General features: G+C 49.3%; 20 protein-coding genes. All 20 read left to right on the top strand.

What is annotated here, in order from left to right:
• Nucleotides 1–11: 11 nt before the first annotated feature.
• Entirely contained in the window at nucleotides 12–1,349 is a 1,338-nt protein-coding gene (locus tag PAEVO_RS13800; protein ID WP_100538058.1) for a protein-glutamate methylesterase/protein-glutamine glutaminase, read from the top strand.
• 23 nt (nucleotides 1,350–1,372) lie between these two features.
• Nucleotides 1,373–3,442, top strand: a complete 2,070-nt coding sequence (locus PAEVO_RS13795; protein ID WP_100538057.1) for a chemotaxis protein CheA — start codon at nucleotides 1,373–1,375, stop codon at nucleotides 3,440–3,442.
• 50 nt (nucleotides 3,443–3,492) lie between these two features.
• The gene (locus PAEVO_RS13790; RefSeq protein WP_100538056.1) at nucleotides 3,493–3,954 is read left to right on the top strand and encodes a chemotaxis protein CheW; all 462 of its coding nucleotides are present in this window, start codon (nucleotides 3,493–3,495) and stop codon (nucleotides 3,952–3,954) included.
• Between the two features lie 36 nt (nucleotides 3,955–3,990).
• A complete protein-coding gene (locus PAEVO_RS13785) occupies nucleotides 3,991–4,584 on the top strand; it encodes a chemotaxis protein CheC (protein WP_251035541.1) in 594 nt (197 codons plus the stop codon).
• Complete coding sequence (locus PAEVO_RS13780) at nucleotides 4,577–5,074, top strand: chemotaxis protein CheD (protein WP_100538055.1); 498 nt, start codon at nucleotides 4,577–4,579, stop codon at nucleotides 5,072–5,074. Before PAEVO_RS13785 ends, PAEVO_RS13780 begins: the two co-directional genes overlap by 8 nt.
• A 3-nt stretch (nucleotides 5,075–5,077) precedes the next feature.
• The gene (locus tag PAEVO_RS13775) at nucleotides 5,078–5,479 is read left to right on the top strand and encodes a hypothetical protein (RefSeq protein ID WP_100538054.1); all 402 of its coding nucleotides are present in this window, start codon (nucleotides 5,078–5,080) and stop codon (nucleotides 5,477–5,479) included.
• Nucleotides 5,480–5,494: 15 nt separating this feature from the next.
• A complete protein-coding gene (locus PAEVO_RS13770; RefSeq protein ID WP_071220103.1) occupies nucleotides 5,495–6,283 on the top strand; it encodes a FliA/WhiG family RNA polymerase sigma factor in 789 nt (262 codons plus the stop codon).
• Nucleotides 6,284–6,313: 30 nt separating this feature from the next.
• Complete coding sequence (locus PAEVO_RS13765; protein ID WP_100538053.1) at nucleotides 6,314–7,723, top strand: DUF342 domain-containing protein; 1,410 nt, start codon at nucleotides 6,314–6,316, stop codon at nucleotides 7,721–7,723.
• Between the two features lie 59 nt (nucleotides 7,724–7,782).
• Nucleotides 7,783–8,094, top strand: a complete 312-nt coding sequence (locus tag PAEVO_RS13760; RefSeq protein WP_100539451.1) for a hypothetical protein — start codon at nucleotides 7,783–7,785, stop codon at nucleotides 8,092–8,094.
• Between the two features lie 25 nt (nucleotides 8,095–8,119).
• Nucleotides 8,120–8,665 carry a DUF6115 domain-containing protein gene (locus tag PAEVO_RS13755; protein WP_100538052.1) on the top strand — a complete coding sequence of 182 codons (546 nt, stop codon included), beginning with the start codon at nucleotides 8,120–8,122 and terminating at the stop codon, nucleotides 8,663–8,665.
• The gene (locus PAEVO_RS13750) at nucleotides 8,662–9,264 is read left to right on the top strand and encodes an endolytic transglycosylase MltG (RefSeq protein ID WP_100538051.1); all 603 of its coding nucleotides are present in this window, start codon (nucleotides 8,662–8,664) and stop codon (nucleotides 9,262–9,264) included. The genes PAEVO_RS13755 and PAEVO_RS13750 overlap by 4 nt, the downstream gene beginning before the upstream one ends.
• Nucleotides 9,265–9,503: 239 nt before the next feature.
• Nucleotides 9,504–10,202, top strand: coding sequence for a 30S ribosomal protein S2 (gene rpsB, locus PAEVO_RS13745; RefSeq protein WP_071220108.1), 699 nt, complete (start codon nucleotides 9,504–9,506; stop codon nucleotides 10,200–10,202).
• 248 nt (nucleotides 10,203–10,450) lie between these two features.
• Nucleotides 10,451–11,101: a translation elongation factor Ts gene (gene tsf / locus PAEVO_RS13740; protein WP_100538050.1), complete on the top strand. Its 651-nt coding sequence runs from the start codon at nucleotides 10,451–10,453 to the stop codon at nucleotides 11,099–11,101.
• A 295-nt stretch (nucleotides 11,102–11,396) separates the two neighbouring features.
• Nucleotides 11,397–12,125, top strand: coding sequence for a UMP kinase (gene pyrH / locus PAEVO_RS13735; RefSeq protein WP_006211297.1), 729 nt, complete (start codon nucleotides 11,397–11,399; stop codon nucleotides 12,123–12,125).
• Complete coding sequence (gene frr / locus PAEVO_RS13730; RefSeq protein WP_006211296.1) at nucleotides 12,125–12,679, top strand: ribosome recycling factor; 555 nt, start codon at nucleotides 12,125–12,127, stop codon at nucleotides 12,677–12,679. Before pyrH ends, frr begins: the two co-directional genes overlap by 1 nt.
• Nucleotides 12,680–12,752: 73 nt before the next feature.
• Nucleotides 12,753–13,520, top strand: a complete 768-nt coding sequence (locus tag PAEVO_RS13725) for an isoprenyl transferase (RefSeq protein WP_100538049.1) — start codon at nucleotides 12,753–12,755, stop codon at nucleotides 13,518–13,520.
• A gap of 20 nt (nucleotides 13,521–13,540) precedes the next feature.
• Complete coding sequence (locus PAEVO_RS13720) at nucleotides 13,541–14,341, top strand: phosphatidate cytidylyltransferase (protein WP_100538048.1); 801 nt, start codon at nucleotides 13,541–13,543, stop codon at nucleotides 14,339–14,341.
• 17 nt (nucleotides 14,342–14,358) lie between these two features.
• Nucleotides 14,359–15,498, top strand: a complete 1,140-nt coding sequence (locus PAEVO_RS13715) for a 1-deoxy-D-xylulose-5-phosphate reductoisomerase (RefSeq protein ID WP_100538047.1) — start codon at nucleotides 14,359–14,361, stop codon at nucleotides 15,496–15,498.
• A 136-nt stretch (nucleotides 15,499–15,634) separates the two neighbouring features.
• Nucleotides 15,635–16,903, top strand: a complete 1,269-nt coding sequence (gene rseP / locus PAEVO_RS13710) for an RIP metalloprotease RseP (protein ID WP_371860414.1) — start codon at nucleotides 15,635–15,637, stop codon at nucleotides 16,901–16,903.
• A gap of 222 nt (nucleotides 16,904–17,125) precedes the next feature.
• A complete protein-coding gene (gene proS / locus PAEVO_RS13705; protein ID WP_100538045.1) occupies nucleotides 17,126–18,583 on the top strand; it encodes a proline--tRNA ligase in 1,458 nt (485 codons plus the stop codon).
• Nucleotides 18,584–18,656: the final 73 nt, after the last annotated feature.

The following is an 18,656-nucleotide window of genomic DNA, read 5'->3' as shown; positions in this document are numbered from 1 at the left end:
GGTGGACATCTATGAAGCCTTTTCGTGTGCTTGTCGTTGACGATTCCGCATTCATGAGGAAAATCTTTTCCGATTTCATCGAGCGCGACCCCTCTTTTCAGGTTGTCGGAACAGCTGATAACGGGCTTGATGCCGTTCGGAAAGTAAAGGAATTGAATCCGGACGTCATTACACTGGATGTAGAAATGCCGGAAATGAACGGCCTGGATGCTCTGAAATTAATTATGGATTCGGGCCCCCGTCCGGTCATTATGTTGTCCGGCATTAATGAGCAAGGCATGAAAGAGACCATTCTTGCCCTTGAGGCAGGAGCATTTGATTTTATACGAAAGCCTTCCATTTCTAATGCGCTTGATATTGAGCAGGTGCGTTCAGAACTAATGAAGCAACTGAATGCGGCGATGCAGGCTAAACAGCGGAGGGCATTGTGGGAAGAAGAAGAGCAGAGACGACGGAGCGCGGACATAACGGTTCCTCTTTCGCCAAAGCCTTCTGACAAAACGCTGAACAAGAAACCGCAGGTGAATGAGACTAAAACAACGGTCAACGAGACTGACCAACGGAGCAAACTAAAGGATTCACCTCGTATGCCGTCATCACGGACTGTTGAGAAGAAGGTGTCTACTGCTACGGAAGGAGCAGAGCCCTCTGGATCAAAGAGAAAAAGGGCAGATCGTAAGCCAGTTACGGACTTAGCTCCAGTCGTGCTTCCAGAGAACGAGAGTCGTCAGCGCCATGAAGCAAAGATACCGCAGTCAACGGAATTGACGGATTTGGTTGCGGTGGGCTGTTCGACCGGCGGGCCAAGAGCATTGAAGGCTTTTCTCGAGCCCATTCCCGGTGACTTCTGTGCCCCGATTGTCATCGTTCAACATATGCCGCCGAGTTTTACCAAATCGCTTGCACAGCGCCTGAATTCATTCAGCCAGCTGGAGGTCATGGAAGCAGAACAAGGGATGGTATTGGAACCAGGCAAAGCCTACATTGCCCCGGGAGGCAGCCATATGAGGGTTTACCGCTCGGACAGCGGCACTTACCAAATTAGGATAAGTGAGGATGAGACCCGCAACGGTCACCGTCCATCTGTAGATGTGCTGTTCGAATCCCTGCTGCCGTTGACCATGATCAAGCGTCATGCGGTACTGATGACCGGCATGGGAAGCGATGGAGCGAGAATGATGAAGAAGCTTTACGATACAGGGGTGACATCGACCTATGCGGAGAGCGAGCAAACCTGCGTCGTATACGGGATGCCGAGATCAGCTGTTGAGCTCGGATGCGTAAGCCACGTTCTGCCACTTCATGATATTGCACCTAGAATGGTTCAAGCTGTAAATAACGGAAAGTGAACTTGAAGAGGAGGTGTCTCTCAATGGACATGAATCAATATTTGACAATGTTTATTGATGAGTCAAATGATCATCTGCAATCATTAAATGAAAACATGCTTCAATTAGAAAGCAACCCGGACGATATCGGGATCGTACAGATTATTTTCCGATCGGCTCATACGCTCAAGGGTATGGCAGCAACGATGGGATACGAAGATTTGGCTTCGCTTACCCACCAGATGGAAAACGTGCTGGATCTTGTCCGGAACGAAAAGCTAAAGATGCAGGATTTTATCTTTGACACGCTCTTCAAAAGCTTGGACGCTCTTGAATCGATGGTGCAGGATATTACCGAAGGCGGGGACGGGAAAGCGGATGTTTCCTCTATCGTGGCTTCCTTGCAGTCGATTGTACGTGGAGAAGGAGCTTCGACTGGCGGTGGTGCTGCCGAAGGGGATAACTCCGTTGTGGCCGTCCAGGGAATTGAATTGGATGAGTTTCAATTCTCCGTGCTTGATCAATCGATTTCGGAAGGACATAAGGTTCTATATATACAAGTGACATTGCGAGAGGATTGCCAACTCAAGGCGGTTCGTGCCTACATGGTATTCGAAACGCTGGAAAGATCCGGAGAAATTGTCAAGACGTATCCGGACGTTCAAGAGATTGAACAAGGTGAATTCGATCGCGTATTTTCGTTGTATTACATAACACAAAGAGAAACGCAAGACATTGAAAGCCAGATTCTTGGCGTTTCGGAGATCGAGACTACTACGGTTGTGGCGCTCGATCATGAATCTTTGCAGCAAATGGTTCAGGAGAGCGCGGCTACAGCAGAAGCTGTTAAACCGCAAGTTTCAGAGGCAGCTCCAGCGGCAACGGCTTCGCCGGAAGCCAAGAGTACTTCTGCACCTGCCAAAGAGTCCAAGGCACCTGCCCGAAATGCAGGGGGAGGTAATCCTTCGAGAACGATACGGGTGGATATTGAGCGGCTGGATGTATTAATGAATCTGTTCAGTGAACTGCTGATTGACCGGGTACGGCTAGAACAATTGGCCAGTGAGTCCAAGAATCAGGAATTGACGGACACCGTTGAGCATATGAGCCGCGTGAGCAGCGATTTGCAGAATATCGTCCTGAAGCTGCGCATGGTCCCTGTGGATACGGTGTTTAATCGTTTTCCTAGGATGGTACGGGACCTTGCCAAAACATTGGACAAAAAGATTGATTTGATTATTACCGGGGCTGAAACGGAGCTGGATCGTACGGTTATTGATGAGATCGGGGACCCGCTGGTCCACTTGCTGCGGAACTCGGCAGACCATGGCGTCGAACCTGTAGCCGACCGTATCGCTGCCGGTAAACCGGAGACTGGTACCGTGCACCTGCGTGCGTTCCATAGCGGCAACAATGTTTTCATTGAGATTGAGGATGATGGACGCGGTATCTACCGTGACAAAATTCTGAAGAACGCATTGGCAAAGGGCGTTGTTACGGAGGCTGAAGCAGCGACCATGACCGATGACGAGGTCAATCAACTGCTATTTGCACCGGGATTCAGCACCGCAGAGAAAATCTCGGATGTATCAGGCCGAGGCGTTGGGCTTGACGTTGTTAAATCCAAAATCGTTACTCTGGGCGGTAACGTCACCATCTACTCGACACCGGGAAAAGGCACGAACTTTTCCGTTCAGCTTCCATTAACGCTGTCTATCATTGCAGCTATGCTGATTCGGATGGGATCCGAAAAATATGCAATTCCGCTTTCCTCCATTGTTGAAACGGGCATCATCAAGCGTGGACAAATCAAACATGTTCACGGCAGCCGCATGATCCAGTTCCGGGAATCGCTGATTCCGGTCATCTCGCTCAGCCGTCTGTTTGAAGTTCCGGATTTTGACGAAGAGCTGGAAGAAGAAACAGAGATCGTTGTAATCCGCAAGGGGGATCGTTTGGCGGCACTCACCATCGATGATTTTATCGGACAGAGTGAAATCGTCATTAAAAATCTGGGTAAATATCTGCCTGCCATTCAGGGGGTATCCGGAGCAACCATCCTAGGGGATGGACAAGTCGCTCTTATCATTGACGCAAATGCATTTATCAAATAAAGGGTTGCTATTACGCACGGCAGGCCACACATTTTGAAGGAGGACTTATCATGGGAGAAGAAATCAAGGTTATTGTCTTTAAACTTGGCGAGGAAGAATACGGGATCGAGGTAGACAAGGTTCAGACCATTGAGCGAATGATGCCCATTACGCGTGTTCCCAAGACCTATGCTTTCGTAAAAGGGGTTATTAATCTTCGAGGCGTTGTCATCCCCGTCATTAATTTGCGCGGCCGTTTTGGATTGGACGAGGTTGAAGCAACCGATCAAACGCGGGTTATCATCGTATCGGTCAATGACATGCAGGTAGGCTTTATCGTGGATTCCGCCAGTGATGTAATCGATCTGAATACGGACAGCATTGACTCTCCACCTGAGGTGGTCGGCGGAATTAAAGCGAAATATCTTCGCGGTGTCGCGAAGGTAGGAGAGGAGCGCCTTCTCGTTATGCTGAATCTGTCCGAAGTGCTGAACAAGAGTGAGATTATTCAGCTGGAAGGCCTTGAGGAGTAGACAGTGGAGCTGTTTAAGCATGGCAAGGAAATCAAAATGGATGTTTTGAAGGAAGTAGGAAACATCGGAGCGGGCAATGCGGCAACCGCCCTCTCCCGCTTGCTTAACAAACCTATTGATATGGCTGTTCCAAAAGTTCAACTCCTGCCGTTTGAACAGATTGCTGAAAGTGTAGGGGGGAGCGAACAACTCGTTCTTGCCGTATTTTTAAGGGTCGAAGGCAGTGCGCCGGGCAATCTCTTCTTTATTATGAGTCCGGAAGCCGGGAAGAATTTGCTGCAGAATCTGGCGGGATTTGAAGTTTCGGATGAGGAGCAATTCTCCGAGATGGAGCAGTCCGCATTATGCGAGATCGGAAACATATTGTCAGGCTCGTACTTATCGTCGCTCGCGGATTTGACCAATCTGTCCATGACACCTACGGTGCCGGCTCTCGCAATGGATATGGCTGGCGCCATCTTAAGTTATGGGCTGCTGCAGTTCGGAGAAATGGGAGACGATGCCCTCTTAATCAACACGACGTTCCTAGAAGGGCAGAACGAGGTGGAAGGCCAGTTCTTCCTGATACCTGATCCACAATCATTTGCTCAAATTTTCGAAGCTTTAGGAGTGCCTTTAGAGCATGATTGAAGAACAAAGCATAGTGAAAGTAGCCATGGCGGATCTGAACGTCGCAGGTCCAAACGGTATTTTGCGAACAACGGGACTCGGCTCGTGCGTCGGACTGACGTTGTATGATCCGGTGACGAAGATTGGTGGAATGGCGCATGTGATGCTTCCATCTTCGGCGATCGCCAGAGAAGGGCAGCTGAATCTGGCAAAATACGCCGATACGGCTCTTCCGATCCTGTTGAACAAGATGAGGAATTTGGGTGCTTCTCCGGCACGTATGGTAGCCAAAATGGCAGGGGGAGCTCAAATGTTTGCTTTTGCCGGATCCGGTGACACCATGCGCATTGGACCTCGTAATGTGGAGTCTTGCAAGGCTGGGCTCGAGCAGATGGGGATTGCGCTAATTGCCGAGGATACCGGAGGAAATTATGGAAGAACCGTTGAGTTGGACTGTACAACGGGTAAGTTTACAATACGAAGCGTACAAAAGGGCATAAAGGAATTGTAGCTAATGGGAAAACTCCGTTTTTATCTGATGACTGGAATTGCCGGGTTTGTGTTCACATTTATTTTCTCCATACGTAACAATCTGTGGATGACTAGCATGTATCGGGCTCTCATTGCATGTGCGATTTGGTTTCTCCTGGCGTTCCTGTTGAATTGGATGTTTGCTGCCATTACGGGTCCGCGAGCCGCTGTTCAAGGGGACGCCGACACGCAGCGGGAGCAAAACCGAGGAACTGTTCTTGATTTATCCACGCCTGATGAGGATCGGGAATTGATGGATTTAATCCATTCCGAATCCAGCAGCAAAGAGAATGGAGACTTTGTACCGCTAAATCCTCCTAAGCTGGTTTCAACGAAAGAACCCGAAGAACTGGCCAAGGCCGTTCGTCACCTTACGGAAGAATAAGGAGGGTGAAGGCAATTGGACGAACGTAAAGCTTCTGTGCTAAATCATGCGGATTTATGGAGCGCATGGAAGGAAGATGGAGACCATGAAGCGAAGAAGAAACTAATCGAATATCATTTGCACATCGTTGACTATGTTTCAAGCCGTTTGGCCATCGGTCTTCCGAAGAACGTTTCTAAGGGAGATTTGGCCAGCAATGGGGTAATGGGTCTGATTGACGCTATCGAGAAGTTTGATTACAAGCGAGGGCTGCAATTCGAAACCTATGCTTCTTGGCGTGTGCGTGGGGCCATTCTGGACTCGCTGCGTCAAGGGGACTGGGTGCCTCGTTCCGTCCGCGAGAAGGCGAAGAAGATTGAAACTGCATATCAGCAGTTGGAACAGAAGTATTTACGCAGCGTCAGTGATTCCGAGATGAGTGATTACCTTGACGTGACTGAGAAGGAATTCCGGCACATGCTGCAGGAAGTAGCGGTCATGACATTGACATCTCTGGAGGATCCGATCCGCGAGGAGGAGTCTGAGACCCGAATGTCGCTCCTGGTTGATGAGAAAGCGAAGAATCCGGATCACAAGGTCCATGAATTTTACCTGCGAGAAGCCCTGATGAAGGGTATCGGTAAATTAACCCCGAAAGAGCGGACCGTAGTTTCCTTATTATATTATGAGGATTTATCACTCAGTGAAATTGCTGAAGTGATGTCGCTATCACCTTCACGAATATCTCAGCTTCATTCCAAAGCGATATTGAGACTTCGGGGCGCGCTCGATAAAGATCGGGATTTGCTGATGCAAAACGATTGACGCTTGCCATTTATGAAGGGGGTTCCTGGATTGTCTGTAGATTATGCATTGGATCAGTACTTTAGCGTTACGCTATCGGATGACAAGGTCGTCGCCTATATACAGTTCACCAAGTGGGAGAAGGATTTCTCTTGCTCTGTAGAAGCTCTTGAGCAATTTCTGAGAAGTCATGATGTACGATATGGACTTCAACATGATACGTTGCGGCGAATCGCAGATCATGCGGAGGAATATCAATATAGTAGAACGCCGATTGCCATGGGAACGGAACCTGTGCACGGACAGAACGGCAGAATCGAATTTACCGTCAGTTTTGGGAATGAGACGAATCTGAAGCCGCTGGAGATCGAAGATGGCAAAGTGGATTATAAAGAAGTGATTCGTTTAAATAATGTAAAGAAGGGGCAGCTGCTTGCCAACCGAATCCCCCCAACGAAGGGAGTCCCCGGAACAGCGGTAACCGGAGAGGAGATTCCGAGCAAACCGGGAAAGGAAGCTCATTTCAAGGTTGGGAAGAACGTTGTTGTTAACGCGGAGAAAACCGCAATGTACGCTGCGCTTGACGGACTCCTCACCAAAACGGAAAAGGGAAAAATCAATGTGTTTCCGGTATATGAGATTAACGGGGATGTTGATTACAGTATAGGCAATATCGACTTTGTCGGGACGGTGGTCATTCGCGGCAATGTGCTTACCGGTTTCAGAATCAAGGCAGCAGGAGATATCCGAGTCACTGGCTTTGTGGAGGGAGCCGAGCTGGAGGCTGAAGGTTCGATCGATATATCCGGCGGAATCATCGGGTACAACAAGGGTTATGTAAAGGCGGGTCAGGATGTCAAAAGCTCGTTCATCCAGGATGGAAACGTCATAGCCGGAGCTAGCGTATTCGTCTCGCAGAGCATCATGCACTCCAATATCCGGGCGGTTCAGAATATCGAATGCAACGGTATGAAGGGCCTTGTGGTAGGCGGCATTTTGCAGGCGGGGGAAAAAGTGGTTGCCCGAACGATCGGAAACAGCATGTCGACGGCTACCGTAGTTGAAGTTGGTGTGCTGCCCGAGCTGCGGAATGAACTGGCAGATCTTAGAGCTCAATTGAAGCAGTCATTAGAAAGTATGGACAAAACCGATAAAGCGCTTTATCTTCTGAATCAGTTAGCATCCTCGGGTCAATTGTCTCCAGACAAGTTGGCGCTGCGAATCAAGCTGAATGCGACCAAGAAATCCAACATGGCAGAACAAGCCGATATAAAGGATAGAATGCTGGAAATCGAGAAGATGCTTGAGGATACCGGCAAAGCAAGAGTGAATGTGGTAAAGACGATCTACGGCGGAGCCAAAATTGTCATAGGGCGGTATACCCGCTTTGTTAAGGACCCCACGCAGCGGGTTTCTTTTTACTATCATGAAGGGGATATCACCATGGTGCCGCTCTTGTAGGGATAGAACATACGTGTTAAATGCTTGTGGACATGATCCTATATCATGAGGTGATTCCATTGAGTTTGAAATCGGTTGAGATGCAAATTGCGGTCCCCAGAACCAATGAAGCGGGCAAGATGCATAATGAAACCCAGCAGCGCCCGATGAATGATCAGACGCTGCTTGCGGGTGAGTTAAACAAGAACAGCCGTGCGGAAGCCCAGCGAAGCACGGAAGTGAGTGAGACGGCGGAAACAGCCGTGCGCGATGACGGGAGTCGTCAATCCTCTGAGCAGCAGCAAGGCCGGGGAACGGCGGAATCGGGCGAGATCGTGGAGCAGCCGGCAGAGCATCCCTATAAAGGCAAAAATTTCGATGTTTCGCTCTAGATAATTTATAGGCACAAAGGAGTTAATGGATTTGAAACCATGGATATATATCGTGCTGCTTGGCATTGCCGCCGTGCTGTATGCTTTTATGCTGCCGAAACGCCGTGAAGAGACCGTGTCCAGCGAGCGGGTTGTCAAAGAAGTGGAGAACACGCTTGAAGGATATATGGCGGAAATCCAGAACGAGAACGAACAGCTGGTGGAACTGGTTAGTCAGATGAAGAAAGAACTTGATGCCAAGCAGCAAGCACATCAAGAGCAGGTCAGTGATTTGCGGCAGCGCATGCTGGCCATGGAGCAGAAAATGACCGATTCGCAAACGCGAATTCGAACGGCGGAAGAGAAGCTGGCGCAAGCCGCCGATGCCGCTTCTTTGTCTGCAGGAGCGGCTGCAGCGGCTTCCGAGGTTGAACCTGCACCTCCTGTCCATTCCATCAAATCCAGATACACGGAGCTGTTTGATCTATATGAACAAGGAAAGTCCATCGATATGATTGCCAAGACCACGGGTCTTCAGCGAGGCGAAGTTCAACTTATTATCCAGTTGGCCAAACAGGAGGAATCCGTGTGATCAAGAACCGTACATTTATGATGGGCCTGGGGAGCGGTCTCGTGATCGGCGCGGTGCTGCTTCAGCTGATGTGGATCGGTCAAGGCACCACCGCAGCAACGACGGAGGAAATAACGAAGGAGCAGCTGATGGCTGCAGCGGAAGCCATGGATATGCAAGTTTTCGAAGGCTCGGAAGAACTGTTGACAGCGGAGCAGTGGGAAGAAAAACGGCTTTCTGATGGCGCAGGTGAGTCCGAAGGAGCCGATCCTGCACTGAAGACGGGGACGGAAAAGCCGGAAGCACCGCAGCAGCCGGAGAAACCTGAAACAGGCGTGGATAAGAAACAGGAATCTCCCCGTGTGACGAATCCGGCGGAGCCGAAAACACCGGCCAAAGCGGAAGCGCATATTAAAGTAAACATTCAATCCGGAAACAATCTCAGTGATGTGGCAAACAGTCTTTTGAATGCCGGCGTCATTGACAACAAACAGGCATTCATCACTAAAGCTACCGAGAATAAAATCAATACCAAGATCCTGAGCGGTACATACTCGTTCACGGCAGGCGAGAGCTACACTTCGATCATCACGAAGATCACTACAAAACCCTCCAACTAGCACTTCGGTTGAGAGTGGTTTTTTTCTTTGCGGGATCTGCGTGCAGCCGTTGATAGAATGGACCTGATCAAGCACACAAAAGACATTGCAACCTGCCCATGGTTATGTTATAGTAATTGACGGTGTTAAAACACACGCTAGAGTGATTTCGTTAAGGGTGCTTCCAGGACTGGGAGTCTTAATGAAAAATGATCTTGGCGGAGGGACACACAAAAACCAAACTTAGGAGGTGCGTGAAGATGGCAGTAATTTCCATGAAACAGCTTTTGGAAGCTGGCGTTCACTTCGGTCACCAGACTCGTCGCTGGAACCCGAAAATGGATAAATTTATCTTCACTGAAAGAAACGGTATCTACATTATCGACCTGCAAAAAACGGTCAAGAAAGTTGAAGAAGCATTCAACTTCGTGAAAAGCGTAGCTGGAGAGAACGGTACAATCCTGTTCGTCGGCACGAAAAAACAAGCTCAAGATTCCGTGAAGGAAGAAGCAGAGCGTTGCGGCATGTACTACATCAACCAACGTTGGCTCGGCGGAACTTTGACTAACTTCGAAACGATCCAAAAGCGTATCAACCGCTTGAAGCAGCTCGAAACTTGGGAAGAGGACGGCACGTTCCAAGTATTGCCTAAGAAAGAGGTTATCCTTCTCCGCAAAGAGAAAGATCGTCTTGAGAAATTCTTGGGCGGTATCAAGAACATGAAGGGTCTTCCAAGCGCATTGTTCGTTATCGATCCTCGCAAAGAGCGTATCGCAGTAGCGGAAGCTCGCAAATTGGGTATCCCAATCGTTGGTATCGTTGATACGAACTGTGATCCGGATGAAATCGACTATGTAATCCCAGGTAACGATGACGCGATCCGCGCTGTCAAATTGTTGACTGGTAAAATGGCCGATGCCGTTGTTGAAGCTCACCAAGGTGAAGAAACAACTGCTTAATCGGGATTAAACGTATAAACCATGAATTAAATGAAAAGGGTGGTTGGTAGGTGGATAACCTCTCACTGCCCTTTTTTTAAGATGTTAGAACGGATAACGTGCGTATAACGTATGGCATTCGGAGCCTGGCATCGCAGGGGAAGAACAACTACTTAATGCGGTCTGGAATCCTGGAGAGAACAACAGAATGACGGTCTTCTTGAGGTCCAAACGCAAAACTTCATCATACCAATTTGGAGGGAATTCTAATGGCAGTAACAGCTAGTGCGGTAAAAGAACTTCGCGAAAGAACAGGCGCGGGCATGCTGGATTGCAAAAAAGCGCTGGATGAAACAAATGGTGATATCGACAAAGCGATCGCAGTACTTCGCGAAAAAGGCTTGTCTGCAGCAGCAAACAAAGCGGGTCGTATTGCAACTGAAGGCGTTGTAGAGTCTTATATTCACGGCGGCGGACGCATCGGCGTTCTCGTTGAAATCAACTGTGAAACCGACTTCGTAGGTAAAACAGATCAATTCAAAGAGTTTGCTCGCGATATCGCAATGCATATTGCCGCTGCAAATCCTAAATATGTTCGTCGTGAAGAAGTGCCAACGGAAGACCTTGAGAAAGAAAAAGAAATTTTGAAAAACCAAGCTCTGAACGAAGGCAAGCCTGAAAAAATCGTTGAGAAAATGGTTGAAGGCCGCATCAACAAATACTATGAAGAATATTGCTTGCTTGAGCAAGCCTTCATCAAAGATCCTGACAAAACAATCAACACGCTGCTTAATGAAAAAATCAGCACGATCGGTGAGAACATTTCCATCCGTCGTTTTGCTCGTTTTGAATTGGGCGAAGGCTTGGAGAAAAAACAAGACAACTTCGTTGAAGAAGTTATGTCCCAGGTGAATAAATAAGCCGAATAGGCTAATATAAGTTATAGAAAAGAGTGGAACACACCTGTGTTCCTTCTTTTTTAAGAGATATAAGGCATAAGAGAGATAAGATTGTTATAAATTCGGAGTAAAGGCACCCCTTATCTCACAAGAAAGAATGGACTCGAGTCTTGATTAGACGACCAGAAGTTTCTACTTGAGACGGATGTTTTTACCCGATTTTTATAAACCGTCAAGCAGTGCCGGTGTGTCTGTCTGTCGTTTTTCAAACGGGCGTCGTATACTTAGGCGCCGTCTTAAAGTGGAGGGTTATCATTTGGAACAGCCTGTATATAAACGAGTGATATTGAAAGTCAGTGGGGAATCCCTTTCAGGGCAGAATGGATATGGTATTGATGCTGAGACGATCTCATCGATCGCTGAGCAGGTTCGCGAGGTTGTCGAGCTTGGTGTGGAGGTCGCGATCGTGTGCGGCGGCGGAAACATCTGGCGCGGTATCGCTGGCAGCGCGAACGGAATAGACCGTGCGACAGCAGATTATATGGGAATGCTCGCAACGGTGATGAACTCTTTGGCTCTTCAGGATGCTTTGGAGCAGATCGATGTGCCGACTCGGGTGCAAACCTCTATCTCAATGCAGCAAATTGCGGAGCCGTATATTCGCCGCAGAGCCATTCGGCATTTGGAAAAAGGTCGTGTCGTTATTTTTGCGGCAGGAACGGGTAACCCATACTTCTCCACCGATACGACTGCAGCGCTTCGCGCAGCGGAAATCGAAGCAGAAGTGATTCTCATGGCGAAGAACAAGGTGGACGGAGTGTACTCCGCTGATCCATTTAAGGATGAAACTGCCGAGAAGTACGAGCAGCTGACGTATCTAGACGTATTGAACAAAAACCTTGGGGTAATGGACTCTACAGCTTCATCGTTATGTATGGACAACAACATCCCGCTCATCGTCTTCGCTATTACGGAGCAAGGTAATATCAAGCGCGTCGTTCTGGGCGAGAAAATCGGAACGATCGTCAAAGGGAGTGTAGACTAATGCCGCAATCGGTGAAAAAGAATGCAGAAGAACGCATGGAAAAAGCGATCCTGTCTTTGAAACGTGACCTGGCAACGCTGCGCGCAGGACGGGCAGCGCCAGCGCTACTCGACCGGATCACGGTTGAATACTACGGGGCACCAACTCCGCTGAATCAGCTGGCTAACATCAGCACGCCGGATTCAAGAACGCTCATGATCCAGCCTTGGGACAAGTCGTCCTTGGCCGATATCGAGAAAGCGATCATGAAATCGGATATCGGTTTGACGCCGGCGAATGATGGTAATCAAATTCGTCTCGTCGTACCTGCACTGACGGAAGAACGCAGAACCGAACTGGTGAAAATGACGAAGAAATTCGGCGAGGAAGCGAAAGTGGCCATCCGCAACATTCGCCGTGATGCCAACGACGACATCAAAAAATTGGAGAAAACAGATATTTCCGAGGACGAGTCCCGGAGACATCAGGAAGATATCCAAAAAGCGACGGATAAATTTATCGCAGAAGTCGACAAAGTCCTCGTTGCTAAAGAAAAAGAGATTATGGAAGTATAAGAGACTTGTGGCCCCTCCTGTCAATGGTGGGGTTTGTCTCTTTTTTTGCAGAAAGATGCCTGGAGGAAATGGAATGATCAAACGGGTTCGATCGTGGTTGAATCAGGAGGACAGTCAGCAGACGCATCAGCTCTCTCCGGACAACATCCCACATCATGTCGCCATCATCATGGATGGTAATGGACGCTGGGCGAAACGGCGCGGTATGCCGCGAATCGTTGGCCATCAGAATGGCATGAAGGCTGTCAAAAGAGCGGCCATTGCCGCCGATGATTTGGGAATCAAAATATTGACGATGTATGCTTTTTCGACAGAAAATTGGACGCGTCCGAAGGATGAGGTCGATTTTCTGATGAAGCTTCCGCAAGAGTTCCTGGCTATTGAGCTGGAGGAGCTGATCGAGAAAAATGTCCAGGTCCGCATGATGGGGCATCCGGAAGACCTTCCGTCCCATACCGTGTCTGCGATGGAAGAAGCAGTTGCGAAGACAGCCGGCAATGACGGGCTTGTGCTTAACTTTGCACTCAATTACGGCAGCCGGAAAGAGATCACCGAAAGTGTCAAGGCGCTCGGACGAGAAGTGCGCGACGGGATTCTTCGTCCTGAGGATATTACAGAGGAACTGATCGGCCAGCGGCTCCTCACAGGCGAATTGCCGGATCCGGATTTACTGATCCGCACAAGCGGCGAGCTGCGACTGAGTAATTTTATGCTGTGGCAGCTCGCGTATAGTGAGCTATGGTTTACGGATGCCTATTGGCCGGAATTTACCAAAGAGCATTTGGTGGAGGCCGTAGCCGATTATCAACAAAGAACAAGGCGCTACGGTGGACTTTCGTAGCCGATGGAGGATGGAACGTTTTGAAACAGCGATTGATTACCGGAATTATAGCGGGAGCGGTCTTTTTAGGATTATGTTTCATAGGCGGTCTGTGGTACCATCTTCTTATTCTGGCGATGGCGCTAATCGGTTATTATGAGTTTGTGCGCATGACCAATACGGCAGCATTCGGGGGAACGGCTTGGATTGGGTATGCGGGGGTGCTGTTACTTGTATTTCCATGGGGTCCGCTTAATTTGAATATTCAGATCCCGTGGGAACATGTGCTTTGGCTCCTGCTGCTTTTATTTTTGCTGGCGACCGTGACGACGAAGAATGTAATAGATATCAAACGGGTTTCTTTATTGTTTTTGGCATCGGTGTATATCGGAATCGGATTTTCCTTTATCGCCGAATCACGACATGCTCCTGACGGCCATGGCGTATTCTGGACTTTTCTGCTTCTGGCCTCGATCTGGGCAAGCGATGCGGGAGCGTATTTTGTCGGACGCGCCATGGGGCGCCATAAATTATGGCCTTCCATAAGCCCGAACAAAACGGTTGAGGGTGCGCTCGGCGGTGTGGTCATTGCCGTGTTCACATCACTGCTCTTTTCATTCTTCTCAGATGGATTCCTGACGGCTGGACAAGCGATTCTAATCGGACTTTCCTGCGCTGTTATCGGTCAGCTCGGCGATTTGGTGCAATCCGCTTATAAACGGGTGTATGACATCAAGGATTCGGGCAAGCTGCTGCCGGGCCATGGAGGGATACTGGATCGATGTGACAGTTGGATCGTCGTATTTCCGTTTGTACATATATTGAGTCTCCTGCCTTACTGATGAAAGGAAAGATGTGCATGAAGAAGATCAGCGTACTCGGCTCCACTGGCTCCATAGGTACCCAGACCTTGGATGTCGTGAGGAAACACCGGGAACATTTTCAGATTGAGGGCCTTGCTGCAGGGAGTAATAAGGAAGTGCTGCTTCAGCAGGTCAAGGAGTTTTCTCCGCGTAAAGTGTCCGTTGCCACGAAAGAGCTTGCTGACAGCATAAGGCATGATCTTCCTGCCAGAACCGAAGTGTTCCATGGTCATGAAGGATTGATCGAGATTGCGGCCGCGACAGACGCGGAAATGGTGGTTACAGCGGTCGTTGGAAGTTTGGGCCTGTCCTCTACGCTTGCAGCAATCGATGAGGGGAAGACAATCGGGCTTGCCAATAAGGAAACGTTGGTAACCGCAGGTCACCTGGTTACGGCTCGAGCGGCTGCCAAAGGGGTAAAACTCTTGCCGATCGATAGCGAGCATTCCGCCATATTCCAATGCCTGAACGGAGAGCGGCATGAAGATATTGAACGGATCACGTTGACGGCTTCCGGAGGCTCATTCCGGGATTACACCCGGGAGCAGCTGGTGAACGTTACGGTGGAGGATGCGCTTAAACATCCAAACTGGTCCATGGGTGCCAAAATCACGATTGATTCGGCCACCATGGTCAATAAAGGGCTTGAGGTGATTGAGGCCCATTGGCTGTATGGAATTCCTTATGACAACATTTCTGTGCTTCTGCACCCGGAAAGCATTATTCACTCTTTTGTGGAATTCCGTGATTCAAGTATCATTGCCCAGCTCGGCAACCCGGATATGCGGGTTCCGATTCAATATGCGCTCACCTATCCGGAGCGGTGGTCTTCGCCTGCGCCGAGGCTATCTTTGGCAGAAGCGGGCAAGCTGCATTTCCGGGAGATGGATCTTGAACGTTTTCCTTGTTTAAGGCTTGCTTATGAATGTGGTAAAATGGGTGGGACAGCGCCAACGGTATTCAACGCTGCCAATGAAATTGCGGTCGCCCGGTTTCTCCGCGGCGAAATCTCTTTTCTGCGAATCGAAGAGATCATTGAGGAAGTGCTGCAAAGCCATCGTGTTGCGCCGGAACCGGCACTGGAGACGATTGAAGAGAATGATCGAATCGCACGTGAATTAGCTTCCCGACTATAGGATTGAAGTGTTTTTGAAATCTCCCTTGAAAAAAAGCGGACAGCTTGTGATTCTCTTGTGGACGACAGGAGAATAATGATAATCTATAGGGACATACTGCGTTCTCAGAGGAAAAGGGGGATGTAAAGAATTGGAAATGGTTCGGGTCGTTTTTCTAACGGTGCTCATGTTTTTTGTGATCGTTACCGTGCACGAATGGGGTCACTATTATTTTGCCCGGCGTGCCGGAATATTGGTGCGCGAGTTCGCGATTGGATTTGGTCCAAAGCTGTTCTCATATAAACGCAATGAAACGCAGTTTACGCTTCGTCTTCTTCCATTCGGCGGTTATGCCCGTATGGCGGGGGAAGATCCGGAACTTGTCGAGATTCAGCCCGGTCAGACGATTGCGGTTCGATTGAATGCAGAGAATCAAGTGAAAAAGATTTATCTGGATCAACTCGACAACCGTAAAAATGTCATTCGCGGCGAAGTCCAGTTTATGGATATGGTGGATCGTTTGTCGGTTAGACTTGATGTGGATGGTGAATTCCAACAATTTGAAATCCATCCGCAAGCCTTAACGGTAGCCAAAGGTGTCGAGACGCAGATCGCACCGAGAGACCGCCAATTCGGCAGCAAAACTGTTGGACAAAGAGCGCTTGCGATTTTTGCCGGTCCTGTCATGAACTTCATTCTGGCCTTCGTGCTGTTTGCCCTTCACATTCAAATGGCCGGCATACCGGTTGAGAATCCAACTTATGTGCAGATTGGCGAGATTACAAAAGGCATGCCTGCCGATGAAGCCGATCTGAAAGAGGGAGACATCATCGAGAGCATTAACGGAACCGCTATTGGTGCCGATTATCAGAAGATGATCGAATTGATTGCAGCTTCCAAGGACAAGCCGATGGAATGGACCGTACGCCGGGGTGAGGAATCATTTGATCTGACCTTAACTCCGCGGACGATGGAGGGCCAGGAAGGCGGCAAGGTCGGGATTGTTCCTGAGCTTCCGACCCGATCCGCAGGGATTGGGGAGACGATTGCCGGGTCCGGGACCGCGATGGTAGATACAACGAATATTATCTTCCAGGGCTTCAGACAGTTGATTCAGAAGTTCTCCATGGATGATCTTGGCGGTCCTGTGCGGACGTTTGAAGTAACGGGACAAATCGCCAAACAGGGTATCGAACAGCTGACCTATTGGGCAGCCATTCTAAGCTTATATCTGGGCATATTCAATCTGCTGCCGATACCGGCACTGGATGGAAGCCGGCTCGTATTCTTAGGGATCGAAGCCTTAAGGGGCAAGCCAGTTGACCCGAACAGAGAAGGCATGGTTCATTTTATCGGGTTTGCGATGCTGTTCCTGTTAATGATTGCCGTCACCTATAACGATATTTTGCGTTTGATCAACGGATAAACCCTAAGGTACGGCTCGGTGCGCCAGCCGCAACGAAAGCCGTACCTTTTCTATTGTTAGCAGAGTTTCACGCATAACGATATCTAGCAAATGGAGTTGCTATAATAAGGGCGGGCTTCATAGCCGCAGCTCGTTCACACATATCGCCAATAACGCCAGTCCAAGCCGCTTGAATCAGGGGCTTTGACCATGCGTTTTATTAATGGGAGGCACACGATTTATATGTCTAAGGAATCGAAGGATAAACAATTCGTGACGGAGATTACGCCGCAAGCGGAAGATTTCTCGCGCTGGTATATCGATGTCATCAAAAAAGCGGACCTGATGGATTATTCTCCAGTCAGAGGCTGCATCGTCTTCAAACCGGACGGTTATGAAATTTGGGAGCATATCCAGGCAGAGTTGGATCGGCGCTTTAAGGCGACGGGCCATCGGAATGCGTATTTCCCGCTCTTCATTCCCGAGAGCTTTTTCCAGAAGGAGAAGGAGCATGTCGAAGGATTTAATCCTGAGCTTCCATGGGTAACGGAAGCGGCTGGAGAGAAGCTGGAAGAACGTCTGGCGATCCGTCCGACTTCTGAAACGATGTTCGGGCACATGTATTCCAAATGGATCCAATCCTATCGTGATCTCCCTGTGCTGATCAACCAGTGGGCCAACGTGGTGCGCTGGGAAAAACGCACGCTGCCGTTCCTTCGCACGAGCGAGTTTTTATGGCAAGAAGGCCATACCGCCCATGAAACGGAAGTTGAGGCTAGAGGGGAAACCATGCAAATGCTGGATATCTATCAGCAGTTCGTGGAGGACTATCTCGCGATTCCGGTAATCAAAGGGCAGAAGACACCTTCGGAGAAATTTGCGGGCGCCGTGGATACGTTCTCGATCGAAGCGATGATGAAAGACGGACGAGCGGTACAGGCAGGTACTTCGCATTATATGGGGACCAACTTCTCGCAAGCTTTCGACATTCAATATTTGAACCGTGAAAATACGCTGGAATACGCTCATACGACATCCTGGGGCGTCAGCACGCGCCTCATTGGTTCCTTGATTATGGTCCACGGGGATGACCGCGGATTGGTGCTTCCTCCTAAAGTCGCACCGACGCAAGTGATTATGATTCCAATCGGTCCACCGAAGACGAGAGACGCGGTTGTGGGTCGTACGGACGAGCTGTTCCGTGAACTGAAATCCGCAGGCATCCGTGTACGCGTTGACGACAATCCGGATGTGCGCCCAGGCTGGAAATTCAATGAGTATGAAATGCGCGGAGTTCCGGTGCGTCTGGAGATCGGGCCGCGGGACATGGAGAATGGCGTGTGCGTGCTTGTCTCCCGCATTACAGGCGAGAAGAAAATCGTAGAGCAAGCCAATCTGACCCAGGAAGTACAGAATATGCTGGAGCAGGTGCACCAGGAAATGTTCGAGCGCGCGAAGCAGTTCCGTGAGGATCATTTCTATTCGGTGGAAACGCTGGATGAAATGAAGGAAAGCATGGAGGAAAAACGCGGGTTTACGTTGGCAGGATGGTGCGGTTCGGAAGCTTGCGAAGATACCGTCAAGCAAGAAACCGGCGCTACGAGCAGAAACATTCCGTTTGAGCCGGCCGAGAAGAAAACCAAGTGCCTTGTATGCGGTGAAGATGCAAAACATACGGTGCTGTTCGCGAGAGCGTACTAGTAAATCGATATTATGAATTTCCGGCAAGTTTGGGCGAGGGGAGAGTCCTTCGTCCAGAACCGGAATTCATCAT

It is taken from the genome of Paenibacillus sp. GM2FR (assembly GCF_002803325.1).
Classification (GTDB): domain Bacteria; phylum Bacillota; class Bacilli; order Paenibacillales; family Paenibacillaceae; genus Paenibacillus_AQ; species Paenibacillus_AQ lautus.
This window is presented reverse-complemented; position numbering and strand designations above follow the sequence as displayed.